This window comes from Fictibacillus sp. B-59209, from assembly GCF_036216745.1.
GTDB classification, from domain to species: domain Bacteria; phylum Bacillota; class Bacilli; order Bacillales; family Fictibacillaceae; genus Fictibacillus_C; species Fictibacillus_C marinisediminis.
Genome location: NZ_JARMMC010000017.1, coordinates 31249 through 54655, shown reverse-complemented (window position 1 = coordinate 54655; position 23407 = coordinate 31249). Strand labels below are relative to the sequence as shown.

Annotated in this window: 32 protein-coding genes; 7 read left to right on the top strand and 25 right to left on the bottom strand. The window is 43.6% G+C overall.

What is annotated here, in order from left to right; genetic code table 11:
• Window positions 1–196: 196 nt before the first annotated feature.
• Both P4361_RS12565 and P4361_RS12560 read right to left on the bottom strand, forming a co-directional pair.
• Window positions 197–1099, bottom strand: a complete 903-nt coding sequence (locus tag P4361_RS12565) for a hypothetical protein (RefSeq protein WP_328089633.1) — start codon at window positions 1097–1099, stop codon at window positions 197–199.
• Between the two features lie 42 nt (window positions 1100–1141).
• The gene (locus P4361_RS12560; RefSeq protein WP_328089632.1) at window positions 1142–2008 is read right to left on the bottom strand and encodes a hypothetical protein; all 867 of its coding nucleotides are present in this window, start codon (window positions 2006–2008) and stop codon (window positions 1142–1144) included.
• A 161-nt stretch (window positions 2009–2169) separates the two neighbouring features.
• Between P4361_RS12560 and P4361_RS12555 the strand changes: the two genes are divergently transcribed.
• Window positions 2170–2478 (top strand): Mpo1-like protein, encoded by a 309-nt coding sequence (locus P4361_RS12555; protein ID WP_062238605.1) that lies wholly within the window; start codon window positions 2170–2172, stop codon window positions 2476–2478.
• Between the two features lie 22 nt (window positions 2479–2500).
• Here P4361_RS12555 and P4361_RS12550 read toward each other — a convergent pair whose 3' ends face one another.
• The gene (locus tag P4361_RS12550) at window positions 2501–4399 is read right to left on the bottom strand and encodes an ABC-F family ATP-binding cassette domain-containing protein (protein ID WP_328089662.1); all 1899 of its coding nucleotides are present in this window, start codon (window positions 4397–4399) and stop codon (window positions 2501–2503) included.
• Between the two features lie 204 nt (window positions 4400–4603).
• On the opposite strand from P4361_RS12550, the gene P4361_RS12545 reads away from it, so the two are divergent.
• On the top strand, window positions 4604–4843 hold the full coding sequence (locus P4361_RS12545) for a hypothetical protein (RefSeq protein ID WP_328089631.1): 240 nt from the start codon (window positions 4604–4606) through the stop codon (window positions 4841–4843).
• A gap of 68 nt (window positions 4844–4911) precedes the next feature.
• On the opposite strand, the gene P4361_RS12540 is transcribed toward P4361_RS12545, so the two are convergent.
• Both P4361_RS12540 and P4361_RS12535 read right to left on the bottom strand, forming a co-directional pair.
• A complete protein-coding gene (locus tag P4361_RS12540) occupies window positions 4912–5691 on the bottom strand; it encodes a TIGR00266 family protein (protein WP_328089630.1) in 780 nt (259 codons plus the stop codon).
• Window positions 5692–5860: 169 nt separating this feature from the next.
• Window positions 5861–6025, bottom strand: a complete 165-nt coding sequence (locus tag P4361_RS12535; RefSeq protein ID WP_156316262.1) for a hypothetical protein — start codon at window positions 6023–6025, stop codon at window positions 5861–5863.
• Between the two features lie 116 nt (window positions 6026–6141).
• Between P4361_RS12535 and P4361_RS12530 the strand changes: the two genes are divergently transcribed.
• A complete protein-coding gene (locus tag P4361_RS12530; protein ID WP_328089629.1) occupies window positions 6142–6327 on the top strand; it encodes a hypothetical protein in 186 nt (61 codons plus the stop codon).
• A 203-nt stretch (window positions 6328–6530) separates the two neighbouring features.
• Here P4361_RS12530 and abc-f read toward each other — a convergent pair whose 3' ends face one another.
• The 7 genes from abc-f to P4361_RS12495 all read right to left on the bottom strand — a co-directional run bounded on the left by abc-f (window position 6531) and on the right by P4361_RS12495 (window position 10676).
• On the bottom strand, window positions 6531–8180 hold the full coding sequence (gene abc-f, locus P4361_RS12525) for a ribosomal protection-like ABC-F family protein (RefSeq protein ID WP_328089628.1): 1650 nt from the start codon (window positions 8178–8180) through the stop codon (window positions 6531–6533).
• A gap of 253 nt (window positions 8181–8433) precedes the next feature.
• Window positions 8434–8904 carry an Hsp20/alpha crystallin family protein gene (locus tag P4361_RS12520; RefSeq protein ID WP_053355704.1) on the bottom strand — a complete coding sequence of 157 codons (471 nt, stop codon included), beginning with the start codon at window positions 8902–8904 and terminating at the stop codon, window positions 8434–8436.
• Between the two features lie 38 nt (window positions 8905–8942).
• On the bottom strand, window positions 8943–9137 hold the full coding sequence (locus P4361_RS12515; protein WP_062238614.1) for a spore germination protein GerPB: 195 nt from the start codon (window positions 9135–9137) through the stop codon (window positions 8943–8945).
• Window positions 9138–9139: 2 nt separating this feature from the next.
• Window positions 9140–9598 carry a spore germination protein GerPE gene (locus tag P4361_RS12510; RefSeq protein WP_091007890.1) on the bottom strand — a complete coding sequence of 153 codons (459 nt, stop codon included), beginning with the start codon at window positions 9596–9598 and terminating at the stop codon, window positions 9140–9142.
• Window position 9599: 1 nt separating this feature from the next.
• Window positions 9600–9776 (bottom strand): hypothetical protein, encoded by a 177-nt coding sequence (locus P4361_RS12505; RefSeq protein WP_053355707.1) that lies wholly within the window; start codon window positions 9774–9776, stop codon window positions 9600–9602.
• Window positions 9751–10389, bottom strand: a complete 639-nt coding sequence (gene gerPC, locus P4361_RS12500; RefSeq protein ID WP_062238619.1) for a spore germination protein GerPC — start codon at window positions 10387–10389, stop codon at window positions 9751–9753. The genes P4361_RS12505 and gerPC overlap by 26 nt, the downstream gene beginning before the upstream one ends.
• 65 nt (window positions 10390–10454) lie before the next feature.
• On the bottom strand, window positions 10455–10676 hold the full coding sequence (locus P4361_RS12495; RefSeq protein ID WP_053355709.1) for a spore germination protein: 222 nt from the start codon (window positions 10674–10676) through the stop codon (window positions 10455–10457).
• 155 nt (window positions 10677–10831) lie between these two features.
• On the opposite strand from P4361_RS12495, the gene P4361_RS12490 reads away from it, so the two are divergent.
• From P4361_RS12490 to P4361_RS12480, 3 genes are all read left to right on the top strand, one after another.
• Window positions 10832–11056: a spore germination protein gene (locus P4361_RS12490; protein ID WP_053355710.1), complete on the top strand. Its 225-nt coding sequence runs from the start codon at window positions 10832–10834 to the stop codon at window positions 11054–11056.
• A 25-nt stretch (window positions 11057–11081) separates the two neighbouring features.
• Window positions 11082–11543 carry an Hsp20/alpha crystallin family protein gene (locus P4361_RS12485; RefSeq protein WP_248251488.1) on the top strand — a complete coding sequence of 154 codons (462 nt, stop codon included), beginning with the start codon at window positions 11082–11084 and terminating at the stop codon, window positions 11541–11543.
• A 387-nt stretch (window positions 11544–11930) separates the two neighbouring features.
• The gene (locus tag P4361_RS12480; protein ID WP_328089626.1) at window positions 11931–12194 is read left to right on the top strand and encodes a spore coat protein; all 264 of its coding nucleotides are present in this window, start codon (window positions 11931–11933) and stop codon (window positions 12192–12194) included.
• A gap of 44 nt (window positions 12195–12238) precedes the next feature.
• Here P4361_RS12480 and P4361_RS12475 read toward each other — a convergent pair whose 3' ends face one another.
• Window positions 12239–13036 (bottom strand): AAC(3) family N-acetyltransferase, encoded by a 798-nt coding sequence (locus P4361_RS12475; RefSeq protein WP_328089624.1) that lies wholly within the window; start codon window positions 13034–13036, stop codon window positions 12239–12241.
• A 155-nt stretch (window positions 13037–13191) separates the two neighbouring features.
• Between P4361_RS12475 and P4361_RS12470 the strand changes: the two genes are divergently transcribed.
• Entirely contained in the window at window positions 13192–13833 is a 642-nt protein-coding gene (locus P4361_RS12470) for a peroxiredoxin (protein ID WP_328089623.1), read from the top strand.
• 384 nt (window positions 13834–14217) lie between these two features.
• Here the strand turns inward: P4361_RS12470 and P4361_RS12465 are convergent, their stop codons facing one another.
• The 12 genes from P4361_RS12465 to P4361_RS12410 form a co-directional block, all read right to left on the bottom strand.
• The gene (locus P4361_RS12465) at window positions 14218–14469 is read right to left on the bottom strand and encodes an alpha-glucosidase C-terminal domain-containing protein (protein WP_328089622.1); all 252 of its coding nucleotides are present in this window, start codon (window positions 14467–14469) and stop codon (window positions 14218–14220) included.
• A 358-nt stretch (window positions 14470–14827) separates the two neighbouring features.
• On the bottom strand, window positions 14828–15838 hold the full coding sequence (locus P4361_RS12460; RefSeq protein ID WP_328089621.1) for a LacI family DNA-binding transcriptional regulator: 1011 nt from the start codon (window positions 15836–15838) through the stop codon (window positions 14828–14830).
• Window positions 15839–15968: 130 nt separating this feature from the next.
• Entirely contained in the window at window positions 15969–16241 is a 273-nt protein-coding gene (locus tag P4361_RS12455) for a hypothetical protein (protein ID WP_328089620.1), read from the bottom strand.
• Complete coding sequence (locus tag P4361_RS12450) at window positions 16238–16474, bottom strand: hypothetical protein (RefSeq protein WP_328089619.1); 237 nt, start codon at window positions 16472–16474, stop codon at window positions 16238–16240. Before P4361_RS12450 ends, P4361_RS12455 begins: the two co-directional genes overlap by 4 nt.
• Before the next feature lie 120 nt (window positions 16475–16594).
• Window positions 16595–17245: a phosphatase PAP2 family protein gene (locus P4361_RS12445; RefSeq protein WP_328089618.1), complete on the bottom strand. Its 651-nt coding sequence runs from the start codon at window positions 17243–17245 to the stop codon at window positions 16595–16597.
• The gene (locus P4361_RS12440) at window positions 17242–18294 is read right to left on the bottom strand and encodes a phosphotransferase (protein ID WP_328089617.1); all 1053 of its coding nucleotides are present in this window, start codon (window positions 18292–18294) and stop codon (window positions 17242–17244) included. Before P4361_RS12440 ends, P4361_RS12445 begins: the two co-directional genes overlap by 4 nt.
• A gap of 127 nt (window positions 18295–18421) precedes the next feature.
• Window positions 18422–19819 carry a Na+/H+ antiporter NhaC gene (gene nhaC, locus P4361_RS12435; protein ID WP_328089616.1) on the bottom strand — a complete coding sequence of 466 codons (1398 nt, stop codon included), beginning with the start codon at window positions 19817–19819 and terminating at the stop codon, window positions 18422–18424.
• 185 nt (window positions 19820–20004) lie between these two features.
• Complete coding sequence (locus tag P4361_RS12430) at window positions 20005–21411, bottom strand: amino acid permease (protein WP_053355721.1); 1407 nt, start codon at window positions 21409–21411, stop codon at window positions 20005–20007.
• 87 nt (window positions 21412–21498) lie between these two features.
• Window positions 21499–22293 carry a serine hydrolase gene (locus P4361_RS12425; RefSeq protein WP_328089615.1) on the bottom strand — a complete coding sequence of 265 codons (795 nt, stop codon included), beginning with the start codon at window positions 22291–22293 and terminating at the stop codon, window positions 21499–21501.
• A gap of 250 nt (window positions 22294–22543) precedes the next feature.
• Window positions 22544–22777, bottom strand: coding sequence for a spore germination protein (locus P4361_RS12420; protein ID WP_053355723.1), 234 nt, complete (start codon window positions 22775–22777; stop codon window positions 22544–22546).
• A gap of 99 nt (window positions 22778–22876) precedes the next feature.
• The gene (locus P4361_RS12415; protein ID WP_062238646.1) at window positions 22877–23119 is read right to left on the bottom strand and encodes a spore germination protein; all 243 of its coding nucleotides are present in this window, start codon (window positions 23117–23119) and stop codon (window positions 22877–22879) included.
• A gap of 37 nt (window positions 23120–23156) precedes the next feature.
• Window positions 23157–23399, bottom strand: a complete 243-nt coding sequence (locus P4361_RS12410; protein ID WP_053355725.1) for a spore germination protein — start codon at window positions 23397–23399, stop codon at window positions 23157–23159.
• Window positions 23400–23407 lie beyond the last annotated feature (8 nt).

The window sequence follows — 23407 nt, the reverse complement described above, 5'->3', positions numbered from 1 at the left end:
TTTCTTGCTATATAAAAGTATCATATCCCCAGTATTTTGAAATGCTACTAATTTACTATTATTAGAATATTTTTACTAGTTTGAAAACACATTTGTGCATATAGAGGGGACTCCTGCCTCATAGGCAAAAGTCCACAAGCTTCTTATGCCGTATTTTTGAAAAGAAAAAGCCAGGGGATTATCCCCTGGCTGCTAATTACTCGTCTGAAGAATCTTGATCTTCAGAAGAAACGCGAACAGTGGATAGAATCACATTCTTGTTCACATCTTCTGAATCATGATCTTCATCTTCATTGTTTTGATCATGATCATAATCTTGATCATAGTCTTGGTCTTCGTCTTCGTCTTCTTGCTGATTAGTTGCAGGCACTACAGTATCATCAGATTTTTCGGCTTTTTCGCTTTCCTTTTCAGATGTACACTGTTTTTCTTCGTCTTCAACTTTCACAGCGTCTTCCTTCTCTGTTTCTTCCTCTTTCACTGCATCATCGTCTTCATCTTTTACTGGCTCTGTAACCTTTTGATCTTCATCTTTGACTTCTTTTTCGTCTTCAAGATCTTCTGGAACGGTTACAACAATCTCTGTATCCGCTTCTTCTTGATCTTTGATTTGATCTTCTTGTTTCACTGGTTCAGACGGTTTCACTGCAGGCGCAGCATGGACTGCTGAGTTAGGGGCTGCATGTTTTTTTGCATTCTTACTTGCATGAAGAGCAGCTTGTGAATGATTTTCTTTCTTTTCTTTCTTTACTTTTACTTCTTTAACAGGCTTTACTTTTTTTACTTTTTTTACTTTTTCCACTTTAACTTCTTTTTCTTCGGACTTGTGCACGTTTGGCTTTTTCACTTTTTCTTCATGTTTAACACCATGGACTGCGGAGTGTTTGTTTGCTTTTTCTTTTGCTTTCTCACTCGCTTTTTGCGGTGCTTGAGGTGTTGCTGCATGAGTTTTAACGTGAGTTGTCACATGTGTTTTTACTGCTTTTTCACTGTGATGGCCTGGTGCTGCCGAAGTTGCTTCTCCCCCAGCTAATGCTGCAATAGAAAGTGTTCCTGCAAATACGAAAGATTTAATTAACATACCGTTCATTTTTTTCATGATTGTTTGCTCCTTCAATTCTTTTTTTATTTTTTGATTGATTTATTTATAAAAGAGTTGAAAGAGCATTTTGGGCGGCTGAGATGGAGGAGCATTCACCCATTGGCTTTTAAGAAAATCCCTATTTGACGCACCCAGCAGCTTTACTGAAGAGCCAGTTATTCGATCACTGTCCATTATGTATGCTTTAAAAGTAAAAAGAGTGGATGATTGTCCTCCGCTGTCCCCGTTGCTGCCAGAGTGGCCGGAAGAAGGCGAAGCACCCGGTAAAATCAACTTAGAAGATGGGTTTACAGGAATCTTCTTTGATAACGGTTTCAAAGGGCTGCTCGCCACTTTCTCCAGATGATTCCTGGGTTCTTTATGTTCGGCAGCCTTTGTTGCTTGACGGCTTTCCTTTTTTATAGAAGAAACAGGACTGACTTCCTTTTGTACTTCAATCTTTTCTTCGCCAGACGGTCTCGTAACAGCAGGTTTCATGTCTTTCTTTTTTTGCTGTATGGGTTTGACCGGTTGAACAGCCTTCTTGAAATCCCCTTTATTTCGTTCCGGCTGACGGCTGGCTGCAGGAGTTGGAGGAAGGATTTTGGTTTTCTGAGGAGCTTTTTCCACCTTTACAGGACGGTGAGAAGGTACGGCCCTCTTATTAACCTTTTCCTTATGGTTCCGTATTGGTTTTGCAGGAGTCGTCTTTTCTTTCAGATGAGGAATGTTTTTAACCGTTTTTCTGCTGTTCTTCGTTTGTTGATCTTTTTCCTCTGCCGTTCGATTTACCTTTTGCACCTTTTCCAGTTTTTGCTGAGGCTGCTGTAAGGAATGTTGATTTTCTTTCGCCGCTGATACTTGCTGCGGAAGGAAGAGAAGAGCCGCGGCAGCTGCTCCTGCGAAAAAATAGCTTATTCTTTTCATCGTTTCACCCCCCTTCCTTTGTCTATATAAAAGATACTGTCGATATGTGCGTTTTATGTCGGTAACTTGAAAAAATAGTCGAATATTCCTATAAATGACTCCATTAGAAGGAATGGGAAGCCAGTAACAAGAATAGAAACTTAGAAAAGGAGGGATGAAAGATGGCTGCAAAATCTTTCGTTGAAAAGTATAAAGAAGATCATCAGCATCCCATGAATAAACTTACACACACCATCGGTATACCAATGATCGTTGTTTCGCTTCCGCTCTTTTTCTGGATGTGGAAAACAGCGCTCGCTTTATTTATCCTCGGCTGGGTGCTTCAATTTATCGGACACCTCTTTGAGGGCAAAAAACCCTCTTTTCTCAGCAACCCTGTCTATCTTCTTGTCGGGCCGGTCTGGTACGTTAAAAATATTCTTACAGGAAAAGCCTTTAAAAAAGATCAAACAGAAAAACCGCACCTGTAAAAAGGAGCGGTTTTTCTCATACTTATTTATTTCGTTCGATTTCTTCTACAATCTCTGAAAGCTCTTCCCAGCGGTTCATCGCTTGTTCCAGCTTATCCGCAACTTCCTGCTGCTCACGGAACAAACCATCAATCTTGCCGAAATCGCTTCCTGCTGAAGCAATCTGAGATTCGATTTCTTCGTGTTTCTCTTCTAATTCAGCAATGACGTTCTCGATGGTCTCCCATTCCTTTTGTTCTTTATAGGAGAGCCGGCGTGCTTTTTCTTTTTTCGGTTTAACTTCTGCTGGAGTCTCTGTTTTTACAGTGGAGGCCATTTCGTCCTCTTGTCTCTTCTGTTCGAGATAAGCTGAATAATCTCCATCAAATCGTCTGACTTCCCCGTTGCCCTCAAGCGCAAAAAGATGTTCCATCGTACGGTCAAGGAAATAACGGTCATGTGATACAGTGACAACAGCTCCAGGGAAGTGCTCCAGATAATCCTCTAATACGGATAATGTTTCAATATCCAGGTCATTCGTCGGCTCATCCAGAAACAGAACATTCGGTTCACCCATTAGAACACGCAGCAAATAGAGGCGCCTTCTTTCCCCTCCCGACAATCGGGAGATGTATGTCCACTGGGCGCTCGGCGGAAAAAGGAAACGCTCGAGCATCTGCGAAGCGGTAATCGAATGCCCGTCCTTCGTATAAATGACGTCCGCTGCTTCACGAATATACTCAATCACTCTTAAGTTCTCATCCATTTCCTCATGGTTTTGCGTATAGAATCCCAGTTTAACCGTGGGGCCGGTTTCAACTTGGCCCGAATCCGGAAGAATCTTGCCGGCCAGGATGTTCAACAGTGTTGTTTTCCCGCTACCGTTCTTACCGATGATTCCAAGCCGGTCATCAGGCATCATAAGATAGCTGAAATCAGTAAAGAGAGTTTTCTCTCCGAACGATTTTGAAATTCCTTCAATCTCCATGACTTTTTTGCCAAGCCTGGCTGAGCCTATGGCCATTTCCATCTGGCCCTTCTGTGCAGGGCCCGAATGCTCCTGAAGAGTTTCCGCACGTTGAATTCTTGCTTTTTGTTTCGTCGTCCTTGCTTTCGCTCCTCTTCTCAGCCAAGCCAGCTCACGGCGAAGCAGGTTCTGCCTTTTCTGTTCCGAGGAAGCTTCCCGCTCCTCTCGCTCTGCTTTTTTCTCCAGAAACATTTCATAGTTTCCTTCATAGCTGTAAAGGTTTCCTTCATCGAGCTCGATCATGCGGTTCGTTACCCGGTTCAAAAAGTAGCGGTCATGTGTCACCATCAGCAGAGCGCCACGATATTTGGCCAGGAAATCCTCCAGCCACTCTACCGTTTCATTATCAATATGGTTGGTCGGCTCATCCAAAATCAGCAGATCGGCAGGCTGAATGAGCGCCCGTGCAATGGCTACCCGTTTTTGCTGGCCGCCTGAAAGGGTGCTCACCTGTTGCTCCAAAGAGGCAATTCCAAGCCTGTTGAGCACCGTTTTTGCTGTTGTATTCGTGTCCCATGCATCCATTGCATCCATCTTCTGCTGAAGAGAAAACAGCTGCTTTTGGAATTTTTCGTTTTGCGGTTCGCTTTCCAGCTTTTTAATCGCCGTTTCATATTCCCTGAGCAGCTGCATTAACGGAGAACTTCCATAAAAAACAGCTTCAAGTACCGTCACTCCGTCTTCAAAGACCGGAGACTGCGGCAGGTATTCGATATGAAATTCATTGGCGTGAACAATTCCCCCCGTATCTCCTGTTTCCATTCCCGCAATTATTTTAAGAAGAGTTGATTTCCCTGTTCCGTTGACTCCAATGATACCGATTCTTTGTTTTTCGCTGACCGTAAAGGATATCTCATTAAAAAGGGTTTTGTCCCCATAGCTTTTTGATATATTTTCAACCGATAGTATACTCATTTTCACTCATACCTCATATCATTAGTTATCTCTTCCTATTGTAACAAAGATCACCCGCTGGAAGAACGATAGTGAGCTTGAAGCATCTTTTTTATAGGCTTTGATCAAAATTCAAAGGAAAAAATTTCTAAAATGTGGTTTAATGAGAAGGAATTACGGCAATTTATCTATTGTCCCAATATTGAGAAAGGAGGGGAATTTGTTATGGATATGATGCAGTCCAATGATCCATTCAATGCACTTGGCGTATTTTTCGGTTTGTTTGGTGTTCTTTATGTTTTAGTGGCATTATTCATGGTTGTATTAACAATTGTTTTTATCTTTAAAGGTATGGGCTTTATGAAACGGAAAAATGAGGCGGACCGCCTTACCAATGAAAAGCTTGAACGCCTGATTCAGCTTCAATCAAAAAGGGAAATTGATCCTTATAAGGTTCAGGACTAATACATAGGGTACAGCATAAAGAAGGGATTGCGCGTTTTAGCGCAATCCCTTCTTCATTTCCAGTAGGATCAATCACCATCAAAAATATTAAAGAGACCTTTGGCGAGGCTTCCTTCATCTTTGGACTGAGGAATCGCCGCGAATACCCTGCTCGCGAGTCTGCTGAACGGCAAGGACTGAATCCACACTTTCCCGGGTCCTCTTAAGGTAGCAAAGAATAACCCTTCACCGCCGAATAATGCGGTTTTTACTCCCTTTACCATCTCAATGCTATAGTCTACGTCCTTCGTCATCGCAACAAGACAGCCTGTATCCACACGCAGCACTTCTCCAGGCTCCAGTGTTTTTTCATGAATGGTTCCGCCGGCATGAACGAAAGCCATTCCATCGCCTTCCAGCTTCTGCATGATAAATCCTTCACCGCCGAAGAACCCTGTTCCAAGTTTTCGCTGGAGTTCAATTCCTACCGAGACACCTTTTGCGGCAGCCAAAAAAGCATCCTTCTGGCAAATGATCTTACCTCCGTGTTCACTCAAATCCATCGGAATGATTTTACCTGGATAAGGTGAAGCAAAGGAAACATGTTTTTTGCCTGAAGCATCGTTCGTAAAGGTTGTCATAAACAGGCTTTCCCCTGTCAGCATTCTTTTTCCGGCATTAAACAGCTTGCCCATCAATCCGGAACCTTGGCTTGATCCGTCTCCAAAAATGGTTTCCAAGCTGATGCCGTCTTCCATCATCATCAAGGCGCCTGCCTCAGCGACCACGGTTTCACTCGGATCAAGTTCCACCTCAACAAACTGCATGTCATCTCCATGAATCTTATAATCGATCTCATGATTGTTCATTTTGTCTTCCTCCTAAAGTATGTAAAAAATTTACTGCCTCTTATACGGCAGATGACTTATTAAGTTTCACTTTAAGAATACTTCATTCTCCTCTTGTTTTCCTGTTTATAAAAAAACTTCCGAAATTAATAATCGGAAGCTTCCATATGTATCCCTATATGAATGAGTCTTACTGCGCTCCCTTTTTTGCGAGACCGGAACGCAATGTATGACGAATAAACCATAAATTAATCAGTTCCACTTTCTTATTATACTCTTTCATGTTCAAAGCGCCTTTCAGGTGTCTTTTTCGAATCAGAAAAAAGTACCTCTCGACAACCTGGCTGTAATCCATGTGATGCTCCTCCTCAAAGTTACAATTAATAGTCTTCTATACCCTTTATCGTTTTTTTCTAAGCTCGTTTTCCGCAAATTGGGGCAGACTATTGAAAAAGGAGGGATCATGTCGTTATGTCAGAAAAAGAAACAGATTATGAAGGCCGAAAACAACTCTACCTTGATATCGACCGGATGATTAACGAAGGCATGGCTGGCGGTTCTGTCGCTCATGAATACGACTTAAAACAGATAAGTTATTCAACTGAAATCGGTGATGCAGAAGAACCCCCAATAAGACAGGATGAAGAAAACAAGTAAAAAAAAATCTGAAAAGGGGCGGTCCAGAAAGTCGAAAATTGANNNNGCTGCCGAAGCTTTCCTTGTCCTGAGGGAGTAACGTGACAGGTGAGACTCCCGCCGGTGCTTGCACCAAGAGGCTCACCGCACGCCCCGCGGAAAGCGAGCAGCCTGGAACGGAAATCAACAGCTTACAGACTTCTTGGACAGCCCCTTTTTTCGTATTAAGTTATCTTTCTCAATTCATTCATAGTTTTGATGAGCTCGTTATACCGTTCTTCAAGTACCTCTTTTTGGTCGCCTTTCCGCGGTATGGACAAGCGCCCCACAATATCAGCAAGCTCCAGTTCCAGAGCCAATAGTTCACCTTGGTTGATCGATGGAGCTTTATCCGGCTTTAGAGCCCGCTGCTGAAAAGCATCATAATTCCCTTCCGAAAATAACGCACTCTGATGATCCTGAAAGACAAGGACATGATCTGCCAATGCATTCATAAGGTGGCGGTCATGTGTCGAGAACAAGATGGTGCCCGGATAAGCTTTTAAAACCGTTTCCAGCGCCTCTCTGGTAAAAACGTCCAGATAATTCGTCGGCTCATCGAGCAGCAGAAGATTATAATCTCCAAGAAAAACCTTCGTCAATGCTGTTTTTACCCGTTCCCCCCCGCTCAGCACACTTACCTTTTTGTGAACATCTTCTCTTTTAAATAACAGCCGTGCGAGTACAGTCCGAATGAATTCCTCGGAATACGGGCTATTTTCAGAAACGTTCTCCAGAATAGAAAGATCTTCATTCAGGATGTTGAGCTGCTGATTAAAATATCCAATCTTCAAGGCCTTTGACAAAGATACTGACGGGTGTGCAGATTGGATCATGCTGATCAGGGTGGACTTTCCGCAGCCGTTTGGACCAATAAGGGCTGTTCTGCTCCCGGTCTTTACAATAAATGAAATGCCAGCAAACAATAACTGGTCTCCAAAAGACCTTGAAGCGTCTTTTACCTGGATCGCCTGTTTAGCATGCACTGGCGTAAATTGCTGGATATCAAACTGAACGGCTTCCGTTTCTCTCGGCTTTTCCTTTTTCTCCAGCTGTTCTACCCGTTTTTCCATCGCTTTGACGTTCTTCATCATCGCCGCTTGCTTGCTTTTAACCCTTCCCCTGCCGAGATTGGCTTCTTTATAGCTCATCCGGCTTGGCTTTTTCTTCATGCTCTTTACTTTTTGTGTCTTTTCCCGTGCAGCTTCAAGCAGTCTTTGCTTTTCTTTCGTATACTCCCCATACTCAAAAAATTGACGGGTTCGCTCATGTTCTTTTTGTTTACGGTATGCTGAGTAGTTTCCTGAATAGAAGGCTGGAACTGTATTTTCGATCTCCAGAATCTTCGAGCAGATTTCATCAAGAAACGCCCGGTCATGCGAAATCAGCACAACGCCCCCAGGAAAGCTCTTCAATTCATTCTCCAGCTGCTGAATTCCCTGCAGATCCAGATGGCTTGTCGGTTCATCCAGAAATAAAAGGTCAGGGTTCTGCTGCAGGGCGGAGGCAATTTTCAACCGTGTTTTCTCGCCTCCACTCATGGTCAGCCATTCCTTGTCCTGAATTCCCCAGATTCTTTGCAAAGCTTCCGAAGGGCTCTCTTCCAGCTCATCTCCAAATTGCAAAACTGAAGAAATTCTTCCAAAGACATGAACACTGCCTGTTTCTGCAGCTTCTTCCTTTGCTAAAATGTTCATCAGCGTTGATTTTCCGGCTCCGTTCAATCCTACGATGCCAATCCTGTCCCCTCTGTTGATTTTCAGCGGTTCTGAGAGTTTTATAATCAAGCGGTCACTGTATGACTTTTCAATATTTACGGCTTCTAATAAAAGCATAAAAAAACCTCCCTGTTTTGATCAGAGAGGAAAAATTCGCACAAAAATAACGATACCTGTCCCGTAAAACCGGGTATCACGTAAAAAAAACAGGTATGAAAAATGGGCAAACTAATCCTATCCGAAGTTTAGATTCAAAAATGAATATAAAGTTCAATTAAAATAGGAGTTAGTTACGCATTGGACGATACACCTGTTCCTTTCTAGTTTTATCACCATCAGTTTAGTCGAATTTCCCAAAAATGTCAATCGGTCAATCATCAAATCTTCGGATGTCTACTTTTTTTGGTTTTTGACGATCAGCGGGGAGCCGATAAAGCTTAATGTACAAGAATCCTTTCTTATACGTCGCATGAATGGCGTCACTGCGGACCCGATACGGCAGTTCCACTTCTCTGCTAAAGGCTCCTGAACCGAACTCTTCCTTGGCTATTCTATATTTTCCTCCGATCAAGTTGGTTTTCCCTTTGATATGAACGCTCCTGTCATCCACATACACATCCACATCTTCCGCTTTCTCAAGGCCTGGAATGGCAGCAATGCATAAGAGCTCATTCTCAGATTCATAAATATTAACAGCCGGAAATCCCCGCTCTTCTTGCGGCTGGGACTGCTGTTGCTCCCTCTGTGTGTCTTCCTGCTGCTGGTAAGGAGAAAAGAAATTTTGGCCAAGGTACTGATCAGCAAACTTCTTCCACTCCATCATCTGTTTCCATGAATCCAATGGTATCCCTCCTTTCTTTGTTTATTAGCTGTAAACATTTATGAAGGTGCAGGGAGTTCGACAGCTGGGACCGCGGCAAGCGGAGGAGCTTCCCCGGTGAAGCCTCCTGTATTGTACAAGTTAGAAACAGGCCGGATCATGCCCGCACTGCCGATTTGCATGACGGATGAATTCTGAATCCCCTGTACCTTTAACTGATAGATGGTAATGGTCTGGTTAACAAACAGATTCAAGATTATTCCTCCCTCATTTGTCCATGGTCTTGCTTGTGCCTTGATACCGGTGATACTGGAACGATCGCCAGGTTTTTCGGATCGGGATTGGTTCGATAATCCCTTATATGCTTAACCCTCGACTCGAGGTCGATGTTTTGAATACCTCCAATATGAAGCATGGCAGCTGTTGATATACCCAAAATATCAATAACCCCTACTCGGATATAGGCAGGATCATTATATGATTCCATAGTGACTTCTTTCGGCGGCGTAGGCCTTGGGCGCGGTATAGTAAACGCCTGGTAGTTCGGAAAATTAATGAGTCCGCTTAACGCCAAATCAAAAGTCGGCTCATACTTCTGGATGGCCAGTGCCTGTGAAAAGGCAGCAAACTGGTCAGTATCCCCGATATTTACGATTGATGAAAATAACATTGAACGGATGTGAATATGATTGACCTCCGATGTTCTCGGTATCATATTATAGTGCTAGAGGAACGAGTGAGGTTCCGACCACCAGGGCTTCCGGTGGTGTATCAAATATGGAAGCCAGACAAATATGCCCGGCATCGCCAACCAAAACGAGCGAAGAGATACTCACCCCTACAATTTTAAGAGAGCCCACAGACAGTTCATGATTGATCACCTGGAATCTCATGGTTCTCACCCCCGATGTTATTGTTCTTTAAGCTTAAGATGAAATGCTCAATTCCTTTGTACACATCACCTTTCACTTTATTCTCAACGAGCAATATGCCCTCTTGGTTATGGGGAGGATATTTTTGAAGGTAATGCTCCAGCCTGCCCGGAAGCTGTGTCCGGATATCATTCAAAATCAGTTCACGATAAGATTCATCCAGTTTATGTTCTTGTTCCTCTTCTATTTTGGTTATGTCTTCCGGTGCCTCAATGTTCATATATTCTTCAAGGTTTGCCATGATTGCTGTATATTCCCGGCTTGAACTCATGGCGCCCGGGGGTGGTTTACTGCCGCCAACTGCGATGGATTCTCCGCCCACTGTAAAATCATCCACCATGTTTTTGCCGTCACTTTCAGAGCTCAGCCCAATGTTCAGCGTTCCGTCAAGCCTCTCAATTTTCAGCTGATCAAAAGAATATTGGATTTGTGTGGTCGGCTGGTCTTTTACTTTCTTCATATCCTTGGTCAATTCTTCAATCTGCTTTTCCAGTTCACATACTTTATCTTGCAGGCATTGAAGCTGCCCCTGCATCTGCTGGATATAATAGTATTGATTATAGCTATCCGACATAACATCATCTCCTTACTTAGTTTTATGCCGGATCTGCTGTAAATTTGCTTTTAAAATCAACACTTCTAGTTATTTGCAATATTCGTATTATCGAACTGATCCATATCGTACGTATTTGTAAGGTTGTAGCCCGTGTTCGTCCTTATGTTATCGCCCGTGTTAAACGACCCTGCGCCTGCAAAGGTCTTCGCATTGCTGATAGGATTGATGGCCTGAACATCCCCGATATGGACAATGGAGCTGCTCGATACAGAGGCAATATTTATACTCCCTACGATTCCAGGCACTTCAAACCACCCCCTGCCAACAGTCTCCTCATATCATATGTCACTTTTTCCTAGGTGTTCACCCTCTTATCTGCTCACCCTTTAAGAATTTGCACATACATTAATAAGAGCAGCATGCAATCTATACGGTACTTCTAAAAGGGAGGTTCGTTCTCTTGCCATCACTGATCGTGGGGCCTGTAACCATTTCCTCTGTGCAAGCCGATGGAGTAGTTAACTTTGGTGACACCCTTGTCATTAACCCTAAAAGCACAAGCAAAGGGTATAGCGGCTCTGGAGGCGGAAATACAGGCAATTTCCTGCAAACCGTTACATTTATCAGTTCAACCAACACATTAGATACAGATGCTGTTGATTCGAACGTTGCCGGCAACGCCTAATTTACTGAATAAGGAGGGGTAAATCATGCCTGAAAATGGCGGACCCATCATGCCATTCTTTAATGAGAAGTCATTGGGAACGTGGGTAAAATCTTTAGAACAATTCATTGATAAAAGCTTTGAGCATTACCAGACAATGGTTGACCATTTATCGTTCCCATTAGAGATTCAGGAGACCAAAAATGAGTTTATCGCCTACGCCAACCTCGAAAACTATGATCAAAGCCAAATTCAAATCGAGGTGCTGGAACGCGCACTTAAAATTATTGCATTTGCTTCTGAATCCAATCGCTTTGCCGATGATAAAAACAATATCACTCAATACAAACAGGCGAATAAACGAGTCGAGCGACTTGTCCCGCTGCCTTTTGCTGTAAAACAGGAAGACGTTCGAGCCACGTACGGGAACGGTGTCTTAAAAATCCGTGTTAAGAAAAGAAAGCCTTCTGCACACTATATTGATATTCAGCCTGAAATTGAAGGATAACAATTGTGATTGAACCGCCATCTGAAAAGCAGAGGGAATCCGCGAGATTGCGCTTGTGCCCCTCTGCTTTTTAGGTTTTTTTACAGTGGAAGGAGATCCGGGAGGGTTCTTTTTTCATAAAAGAGCGGTAGGAAGACATAATTGAGCGAAAGACAGAGATAATTGAGCCAAACTGATCAGGAATTGAGCCTAACCCGAAATAAATGAGCCTAACTAAAATCCAAGCTCTTCATACCTGCAAAATCCACCGGCTTTTATCATCCCCAGCTTACTCATCCTTACATAAAATAAATTACATTTTAATAGGTTGAATATCTTGTACACTCTTGCCAGACCTACATATGCTGTAACTACAGAAATAAAATTTAAATAGATTGGAACGATTTCATGCGCCAGATGAATCCTTACGGGTACGGACAGTATCCGCAGTACGGCATGCAGCCTGGAATGGGCTATGGACAGCCAGGCTATCCTGGTTACCCTGGCCAAGCTTACGGCCAGGGCGGATATATGGGAGCAGGTTATCCTGGTATGGCCCCGGGTTATGGCCAAGGTGTTTACGGAGGCTATCCTATACAGAATCCTGCATACCCTCAGCAGTATATAAAACCGCCTCAAGGCGGCGGAGGATGCGGCTGCGGCGGCAGATAAAAAAAACAACCGGAGACACCTCCGGTTGTTTTTTACATGGTTATTTATGATTTAAGGCTCTCTAAAAACCATTTTTCCGTAAAGTCCACGAGTGGCTTTTGCCGAATCAGACGGGTTTCAGCAGACCCTGCAAGTCCTTTATTAACCTCAGAGCCGTGATGACTCTCAAATTCATAGCCGATCTGGTCAAACAGTTCTTCCCTGGTTTCTATTTTTTTATAAGTCTTCCAAACTCTTTGTCCTGATTCCATAACAGGGCTCCCCGTTTCCAATCCCTTTTGTCCGGGAATGCGGTATTCGGCCAGATGCATCGATGTATTGCTGCCATAGCCGACACCAATCAGCAGAACATAACCATCACGGTTATAGATTCCTGCCAGGGGGGAACTTTCACCAAACCCTTCATCTAATGCGTGATTTTCCATAAGTAATTCTTTGTCTTTCCCCCAAGCCGCAAAGGAAACGGTCGGATGTCCGCTTCTTATGACACCGGGAAACGACCGGAAGGCATCCACAATGGCCCCCATCGAAAACGTTGGAGTAATGGAAGGTTCATAGGCTGGCATTTCGTCACGGATCGTTTGCCACCAATCCTGAGGTACCGGCGGGTTTTCCCATTCGGAAGGATCAGAATAATCCACGGACTGGGTGGGCATCACCAGATTACCTTCCTCTGTTATGACATCCATTAATGCCTGAACGACTGCTACAGGCCCACCGCAAACCCATCCGATCTTGCGTAAAGAAGAATGAACGATCACGGTCATTCCTTTTTTCAGTCCCAATTGCTTAAAATCTTCCCTTAAAGAAGTCCGAGTTCTCGGATACGATTCATTTATCATTTACTTCTCCGCCTTTATCTTCCCATTTTGCTCATACCCTTAATTTTACCAGTTTCCTTTCTATTTGAAAGACAATCGATAAAAAACACTTCTCTTCCTTCTCTTCATACGATAGATAGACACAGCATACACCTATACGGAAAGGAGGGATTGGAATGAGCATGCCCAATGATGGGGATCAGCCTTACCCAAAACCATCCGTAGAACAGTTCAACACCTGCGGTCCTCAGCCTTATTGTTCGGGGCTTGGCGATATCGCTCCCGTATTTACCGCACCATCGATTCAAGACGGGGAGATCAAGGATGTTCGCCTGGAAGATTTTCACGGCAAATGGGTAATTTTGTTTTTTTACGGCAGTGATTTCACCTTTGTCTGACCGACAGAACTAGCGGCGGTCGCCGCTTTATACGGTGAGCTCAAGAAACTGAACACTGAAGTGCTCGGCATCAGTACGGACAGCGTGTTTTCTCATAAAGTATTTAAAGAAGTCTCACCTCTTGCTGGGAAGGTCCAATATCCGCTGGTCAGCGACCGAAACCACCTCATCAGCCGCGCCTATAGAGTATTGGACGCCCACAGCGGTGCCGCAGTAAGGGCTACAATCATCGTCGGCCCCGATGGTTATATTGCCAGCAAACTCATCTATCCTTCCGAGGTCGGACGGAACGCCTACGAAATTCTGCGGCTTATTCAAGCCCTCCAATATGGTGAACACTCTCAAACCAGTATTCCGGCAAACTGGGTTCCCGGCATGCCCGGCCTCAACATGAACACAGAGGACATTGGAAGGTTTTAAAAGAAATACTGAAGGGACCGTTATGACCCGACAAGCGTCTGATTACGTAAAATAAAGGAAGTAATTAGTCTTTTTCGCTCTGATTTCCCTCTGTTTTTCTTGTAAAAACGCTGTTATTTGGGAAATCGGAGCTTTTTTATGCTAAATAGCCTGTCCAAAGGTAAGGAACAGCCGCTGGTTTTTCATTTACAATCGGAAATGAACAATTTACCAGCCAAAATGAAGAAAATACTGTCCAAAATCATAAAATACCAGCCAAAATTACAACTTTACCCGCCAAACGGCCATTATGTAAACTAAACTGTATCACCCGATCCGCCTCCAGCAAAAAAAAGCTGACCTGCATAACCGAATGAACGGCGTGCAAGAGTCAGCTTCCTAACATTATTTCAATAAACGGTAAACGCGTGCTTCATATGGTTTTAGCTCAATGGATTGAATCTTCTCCTCAGCATTCACCTCATAGTTGATGATCACCAATTCATGTGCTGCAAACTCCACATGCTCCGGCATTTCAAACTTCGGTTGCTCTCCAGAGAAGTTAAGAATCACAACCACCTTCTCCTCACCAAGAGTCCTCATATACGAATAGATTTGAGGATGTTCTTCCAAGATAATGTAATAGTTCCCATACACGATAATCTCATTTTCTTTGCGAAGCTGAAATAGTCCAGTTTTTCAATGATTCCTTGATGTCCCCGATTCCATCGCAGTTCTAATCATTAAAGCTCCTTGGATAAATCTGATAGACCGTACTTTCTTTCCACCATGTTTTTTTCATGAAAATCCACTCCATCTTTTCTTTCTATTTTTTTAACAGCTCCGCGGGTCACACCGCTGATCCATAGTCTGATTCTTTGCTGGAGCAGCACGTTAGGAGTGAGACGGAAAGAGAAAAAGCGCTCACGATCACCATCATTTTTTTCATCTGATTCCACCTCGTTTTTAAGTAAACGTTTACGTAAAACGGGTAAAAGAAAGAGTAAACCCTCGTTTACTCTCTTGTTGATTTATCGATCGATTTAACACTTTCTCTTTCTGCAATTTTATGGGGCATAAAGATGCTTTTCGATTTGCCTTCTTCCCCTTCAAGAAGTATGCGTACGGAGTTTTTCCCCATTTCATAGAGCGGCTGTCCCACTGTAGTCAGAGGCGGTATGGCCATCTCTGCCACTTTCGTATTGTCATAGCCGACCAGTGAAATCTCATCCGGAACACGGATTGACATTCGGTACAGGTAAGACAGAGCACCAGCAGCCATTTCATCGCTGGAACAGAAAATAGCTGTTACATCCTTGTTATGATTTAAAAGCTCTTCTGCCGCTTTAATGCCGCTGTCAAAACCAAAGTCACCATAGACGACCTTCTTTGTTTCAAATGCAATGTTCTGTTCTTTTAGTGCCTTTTTGTAGCCTTCAATCCTCGGTATGGTAGCGATCGTATCGCCTTTTGTTCCGGCGATCATCCCGATGGAGCGGTGGCCCCTGTCGAGGAGATAGGTCACCCCATCAAATACTGCCTTCTCATCATCCACTTTGATAAATGGAATGTCGTATGGAGACTTGGTCGATACGAGCACGATTGGAAGTTTCATAGCTGTAATGGCGTTATAGTACTCATCCTTAAAAAATTCACTGATAAAAATGATACCGTCCACCTGTTTTTCCCGCAGTGCCTGCAAATATTTCATTGTTCGAATTCCGTCTTTATCCGTATTGCAGACCATTACGCTGTAATCAAGATCATGAGCCATATCTTCTATGCCGCTCAGCACGACGGAAGCGAAGGTGTCCGAAACAGCCGGCAGCAGCACACCCAGCGTCTTTGTCTTTTTATTGATTAAACCTCTTGCGATCGCATTGGGCTGATACCCCATTTCCGCGATAACCTGAAGCACCTTTTCCTTTGTTTTCACTGAGTAGCCTGGAAGATTGTTCAGGATTCTGGAAACCGTAGCAACCGAGACATTAGCCTTTTTTGCCACATCTTTAATCGTGTAAGACATTTACAGCCTTCTTTCTACGTAAACGTTTTCGTAAACTTATTACAATTACTATACCACCGCATGAAAGCACTTTCAATGCTGAAAATGGAAAAAGAAAATCTCCTTGCAAAAAGCAAAAAAAACAGCCCTTTTACAGAGCGCTTTTTCCGAGTACCCGCCAGATCCGGCATCCTTCCCGATATATAGAGCATGCTTCAGACTCTATTTCTTTCATTTTAAGGGCTGTTTTCAGTTCCTGAAGTCTATAGAGTCCGCTGATAAAGGAGCTAATCCGGTTTTCATAGACCTTTATCATCTCTCTGTTTCGAAATAAACGGCACCCTTGTGCAGCCATCCTGGCATCCCTTTTTAGTTGAACACACCAGATCAGCAGGGCAGATATATAATCGTCATACGTCATCATTCTTTCTGCTGATCCGGATCAGACAGGTTTTGAATCGGGGCATAGGTCTTTTCATAGGATGTTTTTGTTTTCCATTTTTCTTTTACCTCAATATTGGGAGGCAGCATATATTCTGCTGTTTCTTTCTGTTCGCCAAACATGAGCTGATAATAATATTTACACATCTCTGCATGGTATTGATAGTGCTGGTAGTAGTAATCCATTTTATTCTGAGGGTTATGACCATGGCTCATTCTCTGCTGATGGCTCCTTTCATGAGATTTAACCGTTTAATTCCTGGTTTCCTTGCAGTTCTCCTTTGTATTGTATGTCCAAACAGGCGCTGTTTGCTTATGCCAATGCCTACTAAGCCGTTATTCTTTTATGTGCAGATACCATGCACAGCATAAACAGAGCCAGGCCGCTCCAGCTAGCAGACCCCCGAAAATATCTGTCGGATAGTGGACTCCAAGATAAATCATACTGAGTCCAACCAGCACCACCACTCCAATTGTTAAAGAAAGCAGCTTTTTTGCCAAATGAGTGCCTTCCCCCTGTAATTTTCTCCACAATAGAAAGCTGATGCTTCCGTAAAGGGCAAGGGCCAGCATGGTGTGTCTGCTCGGATAGCCGAATCCATTTTCTGTAATTAAAGGCTGAACAGAAGGCCGGGTCCGGTGAAAACATGCCTTTAGCCATCCGTTCAAAATAAAAGCCCCTGCCGCTGTAGAAAAGAGAAACAAGCATTCATTGAACTTTTTAAACAACGTAAGATACAGCCCCATGACAGTAATCATCGGGAAGATGACCTTCCTATACCCCAGCTGCTGAATAAATAAAAAGAATGACGTCCATTTGGGTGTGCGTAACGATAAGACTGCAGCCATCGTCCACCGGTCGAACTCTTTTAGCAGATGTGTATGAATAAAGACGGAAAAAACAAGAAAGGCCCCGCAAAAAACCAGCGCGAAAAGAATAAAATAAAAAGGCTTCGAACAGCCTCTTGCAATAGCTTGCCTTCTCACCCCATCCTCCCCTTTACCATTTCATGAAACAAATGAAATGATGACTCAAAAGTTTCTGGATGAAACTGTGTAAACAGGCTTTCCTTTGGCTGATCGTGAACAAGGATGCCCAGAAGTTTAAAATAAGTTGATTCTGAAGGTGTTTGGCTCCCGAAATGGCGATAGCACCAGCTTTCAACTCTCCTCGGAAAAGCAAGAAAGGAGAATAAAAACTTCCATTCATTAAACGAGAGAGACTGGACGGAATGTTTCTGATATCCTTTAATAAACCGGTGGATCATTGCAGGATTCCAATTGTAGGACGGTGCATAATAATGGATGAACGATGCCAGATCATAAGGCCGTTCAGCAAAAACCAAAGATTCCACATCAATGAAATAAATCTTTTGATCCCTATCCAGCAGGATGTTCCTTTGATGAAGACTGCCGTGGCATAGCGCTCCTTTCACTTCTCCATGCTCTTCTTCAAGGCGGTGGATATAAGAATAGGCCAGCCTGCATCTGGTTTCAAGCACATCCAGCATCCACGGCTCGAAGGTCCATTCCGGGACAGGCTTATATTCTGTCTTCCATTTTTGAATATCCTGATAAACACCATTCAGTTTATGGACCCGGCTGCCGTACTCCATCCGGGAGCTGTCCGGCGGGGGTACCGCCCCATCAGCTGCATGGTGAAAATGAGCGAGTGCTGCCCCTATCCTCTCACACAATGAAAGGTCAGCAAACAGGATATCCCTTCCCTTCGCCCACTCTTCCATATAGTACAGTTCATTCTCATGTTCAAAATATACCTGTCCATTATGACAAGGCAGGACGCTCGGAATAAAAGAAAAATGGTTTTGTTTCATCCACTCTATACAATGGGCGACAAACGGCAGATCATTGAGTTCATTGGCATTCTTAAAACCAAAGATCCCTTGATCTGTATGCACCTTTGGAATGGCGAGTACGCGCTCAATGGACTGAACCGTCAATCCATAGTGAGTGTAGATCAGGGATGACAGCACAGCATCAGATAAAAAGACTTTCTGACCCCGAACCTGTTTCATCACTCCCGCCTCCCTTCTTCCTAAAGATCTGCTTATTTTACATCTATCGTTTCATCATATGAACAAAAGGAAGCCTGCATTCACCCAAATAAAAAAAGCATCAGGAGGATATCCTGATGCAACTTTTTTATGAAGCTTTAGATAGTGTTTCTGCATGCCCTTTTTTCTTGGCTAATCCAATTCCTGTGTACCCGTAAAACAGGGTAAACAGCGGTGACAAGTACAGTAAAAAGGCGAACGGGATGTAATCAAGAGCAGATACTCCGAGGGTAGCTGCAAAAAAGGCACCGCTCACACTCCACGGAACGAGAGGATTGATCAGTGTACCCGCATCCTCCATCGTTCTTGTAAGATTTATTAACGGGACTCCGTTTTTTTCATAATGCTTTTTAAAGGCCTGCCCCGGCAGAATGATAGAAAGATACATTTCCCCTGTCAAAAGGTTCACTCCCAGCCCTGACGCAGCCGTTGCTGCAATCAGATGGCCTGTTTTCTTAAGCGAGTTTTCAAATGAACGAATCATGATATCGATAATTCCTAGTTCCTGAAGAAGTCCGCCTAGTGACAGGGCGATGATGATCAGTGAAACCGACCACATCATCGGGATAAGACCGCCCTTGTTTACAATCGCATCAACCGCATCGCTTCCTGTCTTCATATTCAATCCATTTTCCAGCGCATTGATCATATGAGCGATCGTAAAGGCCGGATTGAGGAAGAGGGTCGTGAGGACAGCCGTCACCACTCCTGTAAGCAGCGTTGGAATGATCGGCATCTTTCGGAACGCCATCACCATTACGATTAACGGTGAAATAAGCGTGAACGGTGTAATGGTAAAGTGTTCACCCAACGTCTTTTTCATTTCAGACAACTGTGCAATCGACGTTCCTGACGGCTGATGACCGGCAAAGAAAAAGATGACTGCTGTAATGATTAGTGCAGGTACAGTGGTCCACATCATATGGCGAATGTGTTCAAATAAATTGACACCTACCGTACCCGAAGCCAGATTAGTGGAATCAGACAGCGGTGACATCTTATCTCCAAAACACGCACCACACACGATTGCTCCGGCAGCTAAGCCAGGATTCACGTTCAGCACATGAGCAATTCCCATGAGAGCTACTCCTACCGTACTAGCGGTCGTAAAACTGCTGCCCGTAAACGTTGATACCAATATGGTAATAAACAAAGCACTCAGCGCGAACCATTCGGGCTGAATGATATTCATGCCGTAAAATAAAAGCGTTGGAACGGCTCCGCTCATCATCCAGCTTGCGATAACAAAGCTGATCATGATCAGAAGCAGCAGCGGCTGTATGCCGCTTACTACTCCTGAGATGAGCCCCTTCTCAATCGTTTTCCAATCTGCTCCCCAGAACACGGCAAAAATACCGGTAAGTATAACACAGAAAAACAATGGAATATGGGGTTCTACCTTAAGAACGACAAGGCTTGTAAACATTGTTGCTACAATTAATAAAAATAACAGGATGACTCCTGAAGGTTTGATTTTACTGTTCATGCTTGACCTCTCCCTGATGCAATACTCTTTTGTTTTACTTAAATACTTAAACGCTTTTATGCGTTGAAGCGTTGTTGTACAATAACCAATAGTAATGGACTTTCTTTATTCTGTCAACCGAAAAACAATAATTGGAAAATGAAAACAAAAAAACAGCATCCCTGTAATGGAGATGCTGTTTTTCGTTATATAGCTTTACGCTGCAGTGCTGCTGTTTTTTCTCTTTTCTTAATGACCAAGTAATAATACAGGTAACAGCCAATAAAGAAAGGAACACCTAAATAAAGAGCGAGACGCTGTGCAGGATCAAAGGCCATACTGATCAAAACACCAAGGTTCAGCGTAGTGGCGAAAAGCGGAAGGATTGGAAACAACGGTACCTTAAACTTCAAATCCTCAACCTTTCCTCCGTCACGGATGAACTTTCTTCTAAAGGCGAACTGTGAAGCGGTAATGGCAATCCAGCCCACTTGCGCACCCAAACCTGCCAATGACAGAAGCCATTCAAACACTGTTTTTTCCGCTTTAAATGCAGACAATAATGAAAGCAAGGCAACGCCAATTGTGATATAAAGCGCGTTCATCGGAATACCGCGTTTGTTTACTCTTCCCAGAGCCGGACTGGCCATTCCTTCTTTTGAAAGCGAGTAGAGCATACGAGTTGCCGCATACAAACCTGAGTTGGCAACAGACAGCAGCGCGGTTAAGATAACGAAGTTCATAATATCCGCAGCATACGGGATGCCGATGCTGTCAAAGACCACGACAAACGGGCTTTCCACTTTTCCTGCTTTAGACATTGGCATTAATGCGGCAAGCACACCAATCGCAAGAACAAAAAAGAAAAGTGTTCTCCAAACCGTTTGACGAATGGAACGTGGAATGGTTTTTTCAGGATTTTCACTTTCTCCAGAAGCTATTCCAATCAGCTCGGTTCCCTGGAAAGAGAAGTTAACAGCAATCATGGTGACAAACAGAGCACTGAATCCATTCGGAAACCATCCCGCTGAAACAAAATTTGTGAAGCCTGGAGCTGAGCTGGCGCCTTTCATATCAACCAGACCAAAAATCACCGCTCCGCCAAGTATAATAAATAAAATAATGGCAAGAACCTTTATGCTCGCAAACCAAAATTCTGATTCTCCGAAAGCTTTCGCAGAGAGTGCGTTCAAAGAAAATAATATACCTGCAAAAATTAAGCTCCACATCCAAAGTTCGGAATGAGGGAACCATCTCTGCATTAAAGCTGAAGCTGAGAAAAATTCCAGGGCTACGGTAACCGCCCATCCTAGCCAGTAGAGCCATCCGACGGCAAAACCTGTTCCAGGCCCGATAAATTTAGTCGTATATGTTTGGAAAGAACCGGATACAGGCATAGCAACTGAAAGCTCACCAAGACAGAGCATCGTCAAGTACATGATAAATCCGCCAACGAGATAAGAAATCACCGCGCCTGCCGGACCGGCATCATGAATGGTCATTCCCGAACCGAGAAAGAATCCGGTTCCGATTACACCACCCAGGGAGATCATAAATAAATGCCGTGCTTTCATGCCTCGCTTGAGCCCTTGATCATTTTGATTCGTAATCATCTGTTCACCTCTGTTTTTATGTATGCGTTTTCACTAAGTATTCATAATTTTATCATTTTTTGTCGAAGAAGCCAAAAACAATTTTTTCTAATTTTTTTGATAATTCAAGAGATAGTCATTCAACGCTTTCCCAATAAGCGCCAGGGCTTGTCTTCCTTCTGCTTCACTCGGTAAATTTTTCGTTAGAACCGCTGCAAACAGCTTTTCTCTCTTAAACGTGAAAATGCCTGCGTCGTGCTCTACTCCGTCCAATTCTCCGGTTTTATTCGCGATGGTTATCTTTTCTTCATCCATATAGGCGGGAAGCTTATAGCGAAACTGCTGATTTTGAAGAATATGAAGTATGGTTTGGCTGCTCTTGTCCTTTAACCTGCCTCCCCTGTCAATCTCCTTCAGCTGAAGAATAACATCTCTTGCGGAAGTATAGTTGTTCTTTCCTTGCTTAACAGCTTCGAAATCCATCAGCTTGCGTTGGAGCACTGTCTGACTGCAGCCCAATTCAGCCAGGAGATCATTAATTCTCTCCATGCCTGTTTTTTCAATCATAATGTTGGCTGCCATGTTATCAGAAACAGTGATCATCAACGTGAGAATATCTGCTACAGTAACAGCTGATTCATCAGAAAAAAGCTGGAGAACCCCGGCACCGCCAACCCTTACCTCCTGTTTTAATGAAATACGGGAAGCGAGATCGATTTGACCTGCTTCTGTCTGCCGAAAGGCTTCAATTAAAATGGGTATCTTGATAAGGCTTGCGGCTGGGAATACCTCATCTGCCTGAAACTCAATGTGGCCATCCTCCGTTTCAATCCAGTAAGCATAATCTCCATTTTGGCCGCTAATAATGTCATTTACCCTGTTATTCAGTTCATTTAACTTCATTACGTGCTCCTTTCTAGTACGTGCATTGCATTTTATCTGTATTTTGCAGAGATCGGATCGTATTTCATTGAGATTGGATTGTATTTCTTTGAGATTGGATCGTATTTTCACGAGATCGGCGCGTATTCTTTCAAATCCGATGGCAACTCCTTAAAGATTATTCTCCACCACTACCACTAGGCTTCTTTTTTAGGGCAAAGAACTCCTTCTCGGACAAAGAAAAAGAGCGCTACCATTAAGCGCTCCTTCATTATTTCTGCTGATCGTCCTGTCCTTCGCTTTGACCCATATCATTTTCGTCGTTGTCTTCGTTGAAGTTGATCATATACGCGCAGGCATCTGAGCAGTCACCGAACGCCACAACCGCCCCTACCGATTTGGTATTGGCTGTATGGCTGTTCTGGACGGTACTTCCAATATCGATGTTTCCATTTTGAGTCACACCATTTGTGATGATTTTTCCTATTCTGAAAGAAAAACGCAAATCTGTTCCATCCTTTTCGCTCTTTACCTACAGTGTATGGCTTGAACAAAAAGCTGATTGGACAGACTCCCTCTTTCGGTAAAAACAGGCGGGTGAACGTTAAGGCTGGTTAGTGACTGGAGCGGACGGGTTCGCTACCTGGCCTTGGTCGCTGATATCCGGATCGATGTTGCTGTTCACCATAAATCCAGTTGACGGAGAAAAGTCTCCAAGAGAGATCGTAGAACCAACTGACTTTGTATTGGCTGTATGGCTGTTATGGACGGTCGGGCCGATATCTATGTTACCGTTCATGGTCACACCATTCGTTTTGATATTAAAAATATTAAACAAATATGGCATGAGGTGACCCCCCTTCTTCTTTTATTGCTCCATTTCATTAAGGCTGGTTTGCAACCGAAGTATCTGCATTTCCGTATTCATTTTGATCATTAACATCCGGATCAAAGACCATGTTTTTCATCATGGCTTCTGCTGGTGAATGATCTCCTACAGAACTATTGTCCCCTGTAGATTTTGTATTTGCTGTATGGCTATTATGAAAGGTTGATCCCAGATTCAATGAACTGTTGCTCGCCAGACTATTTATCTTCAGATAGTAAATATTAACCATGCACCCCATTGCTATCT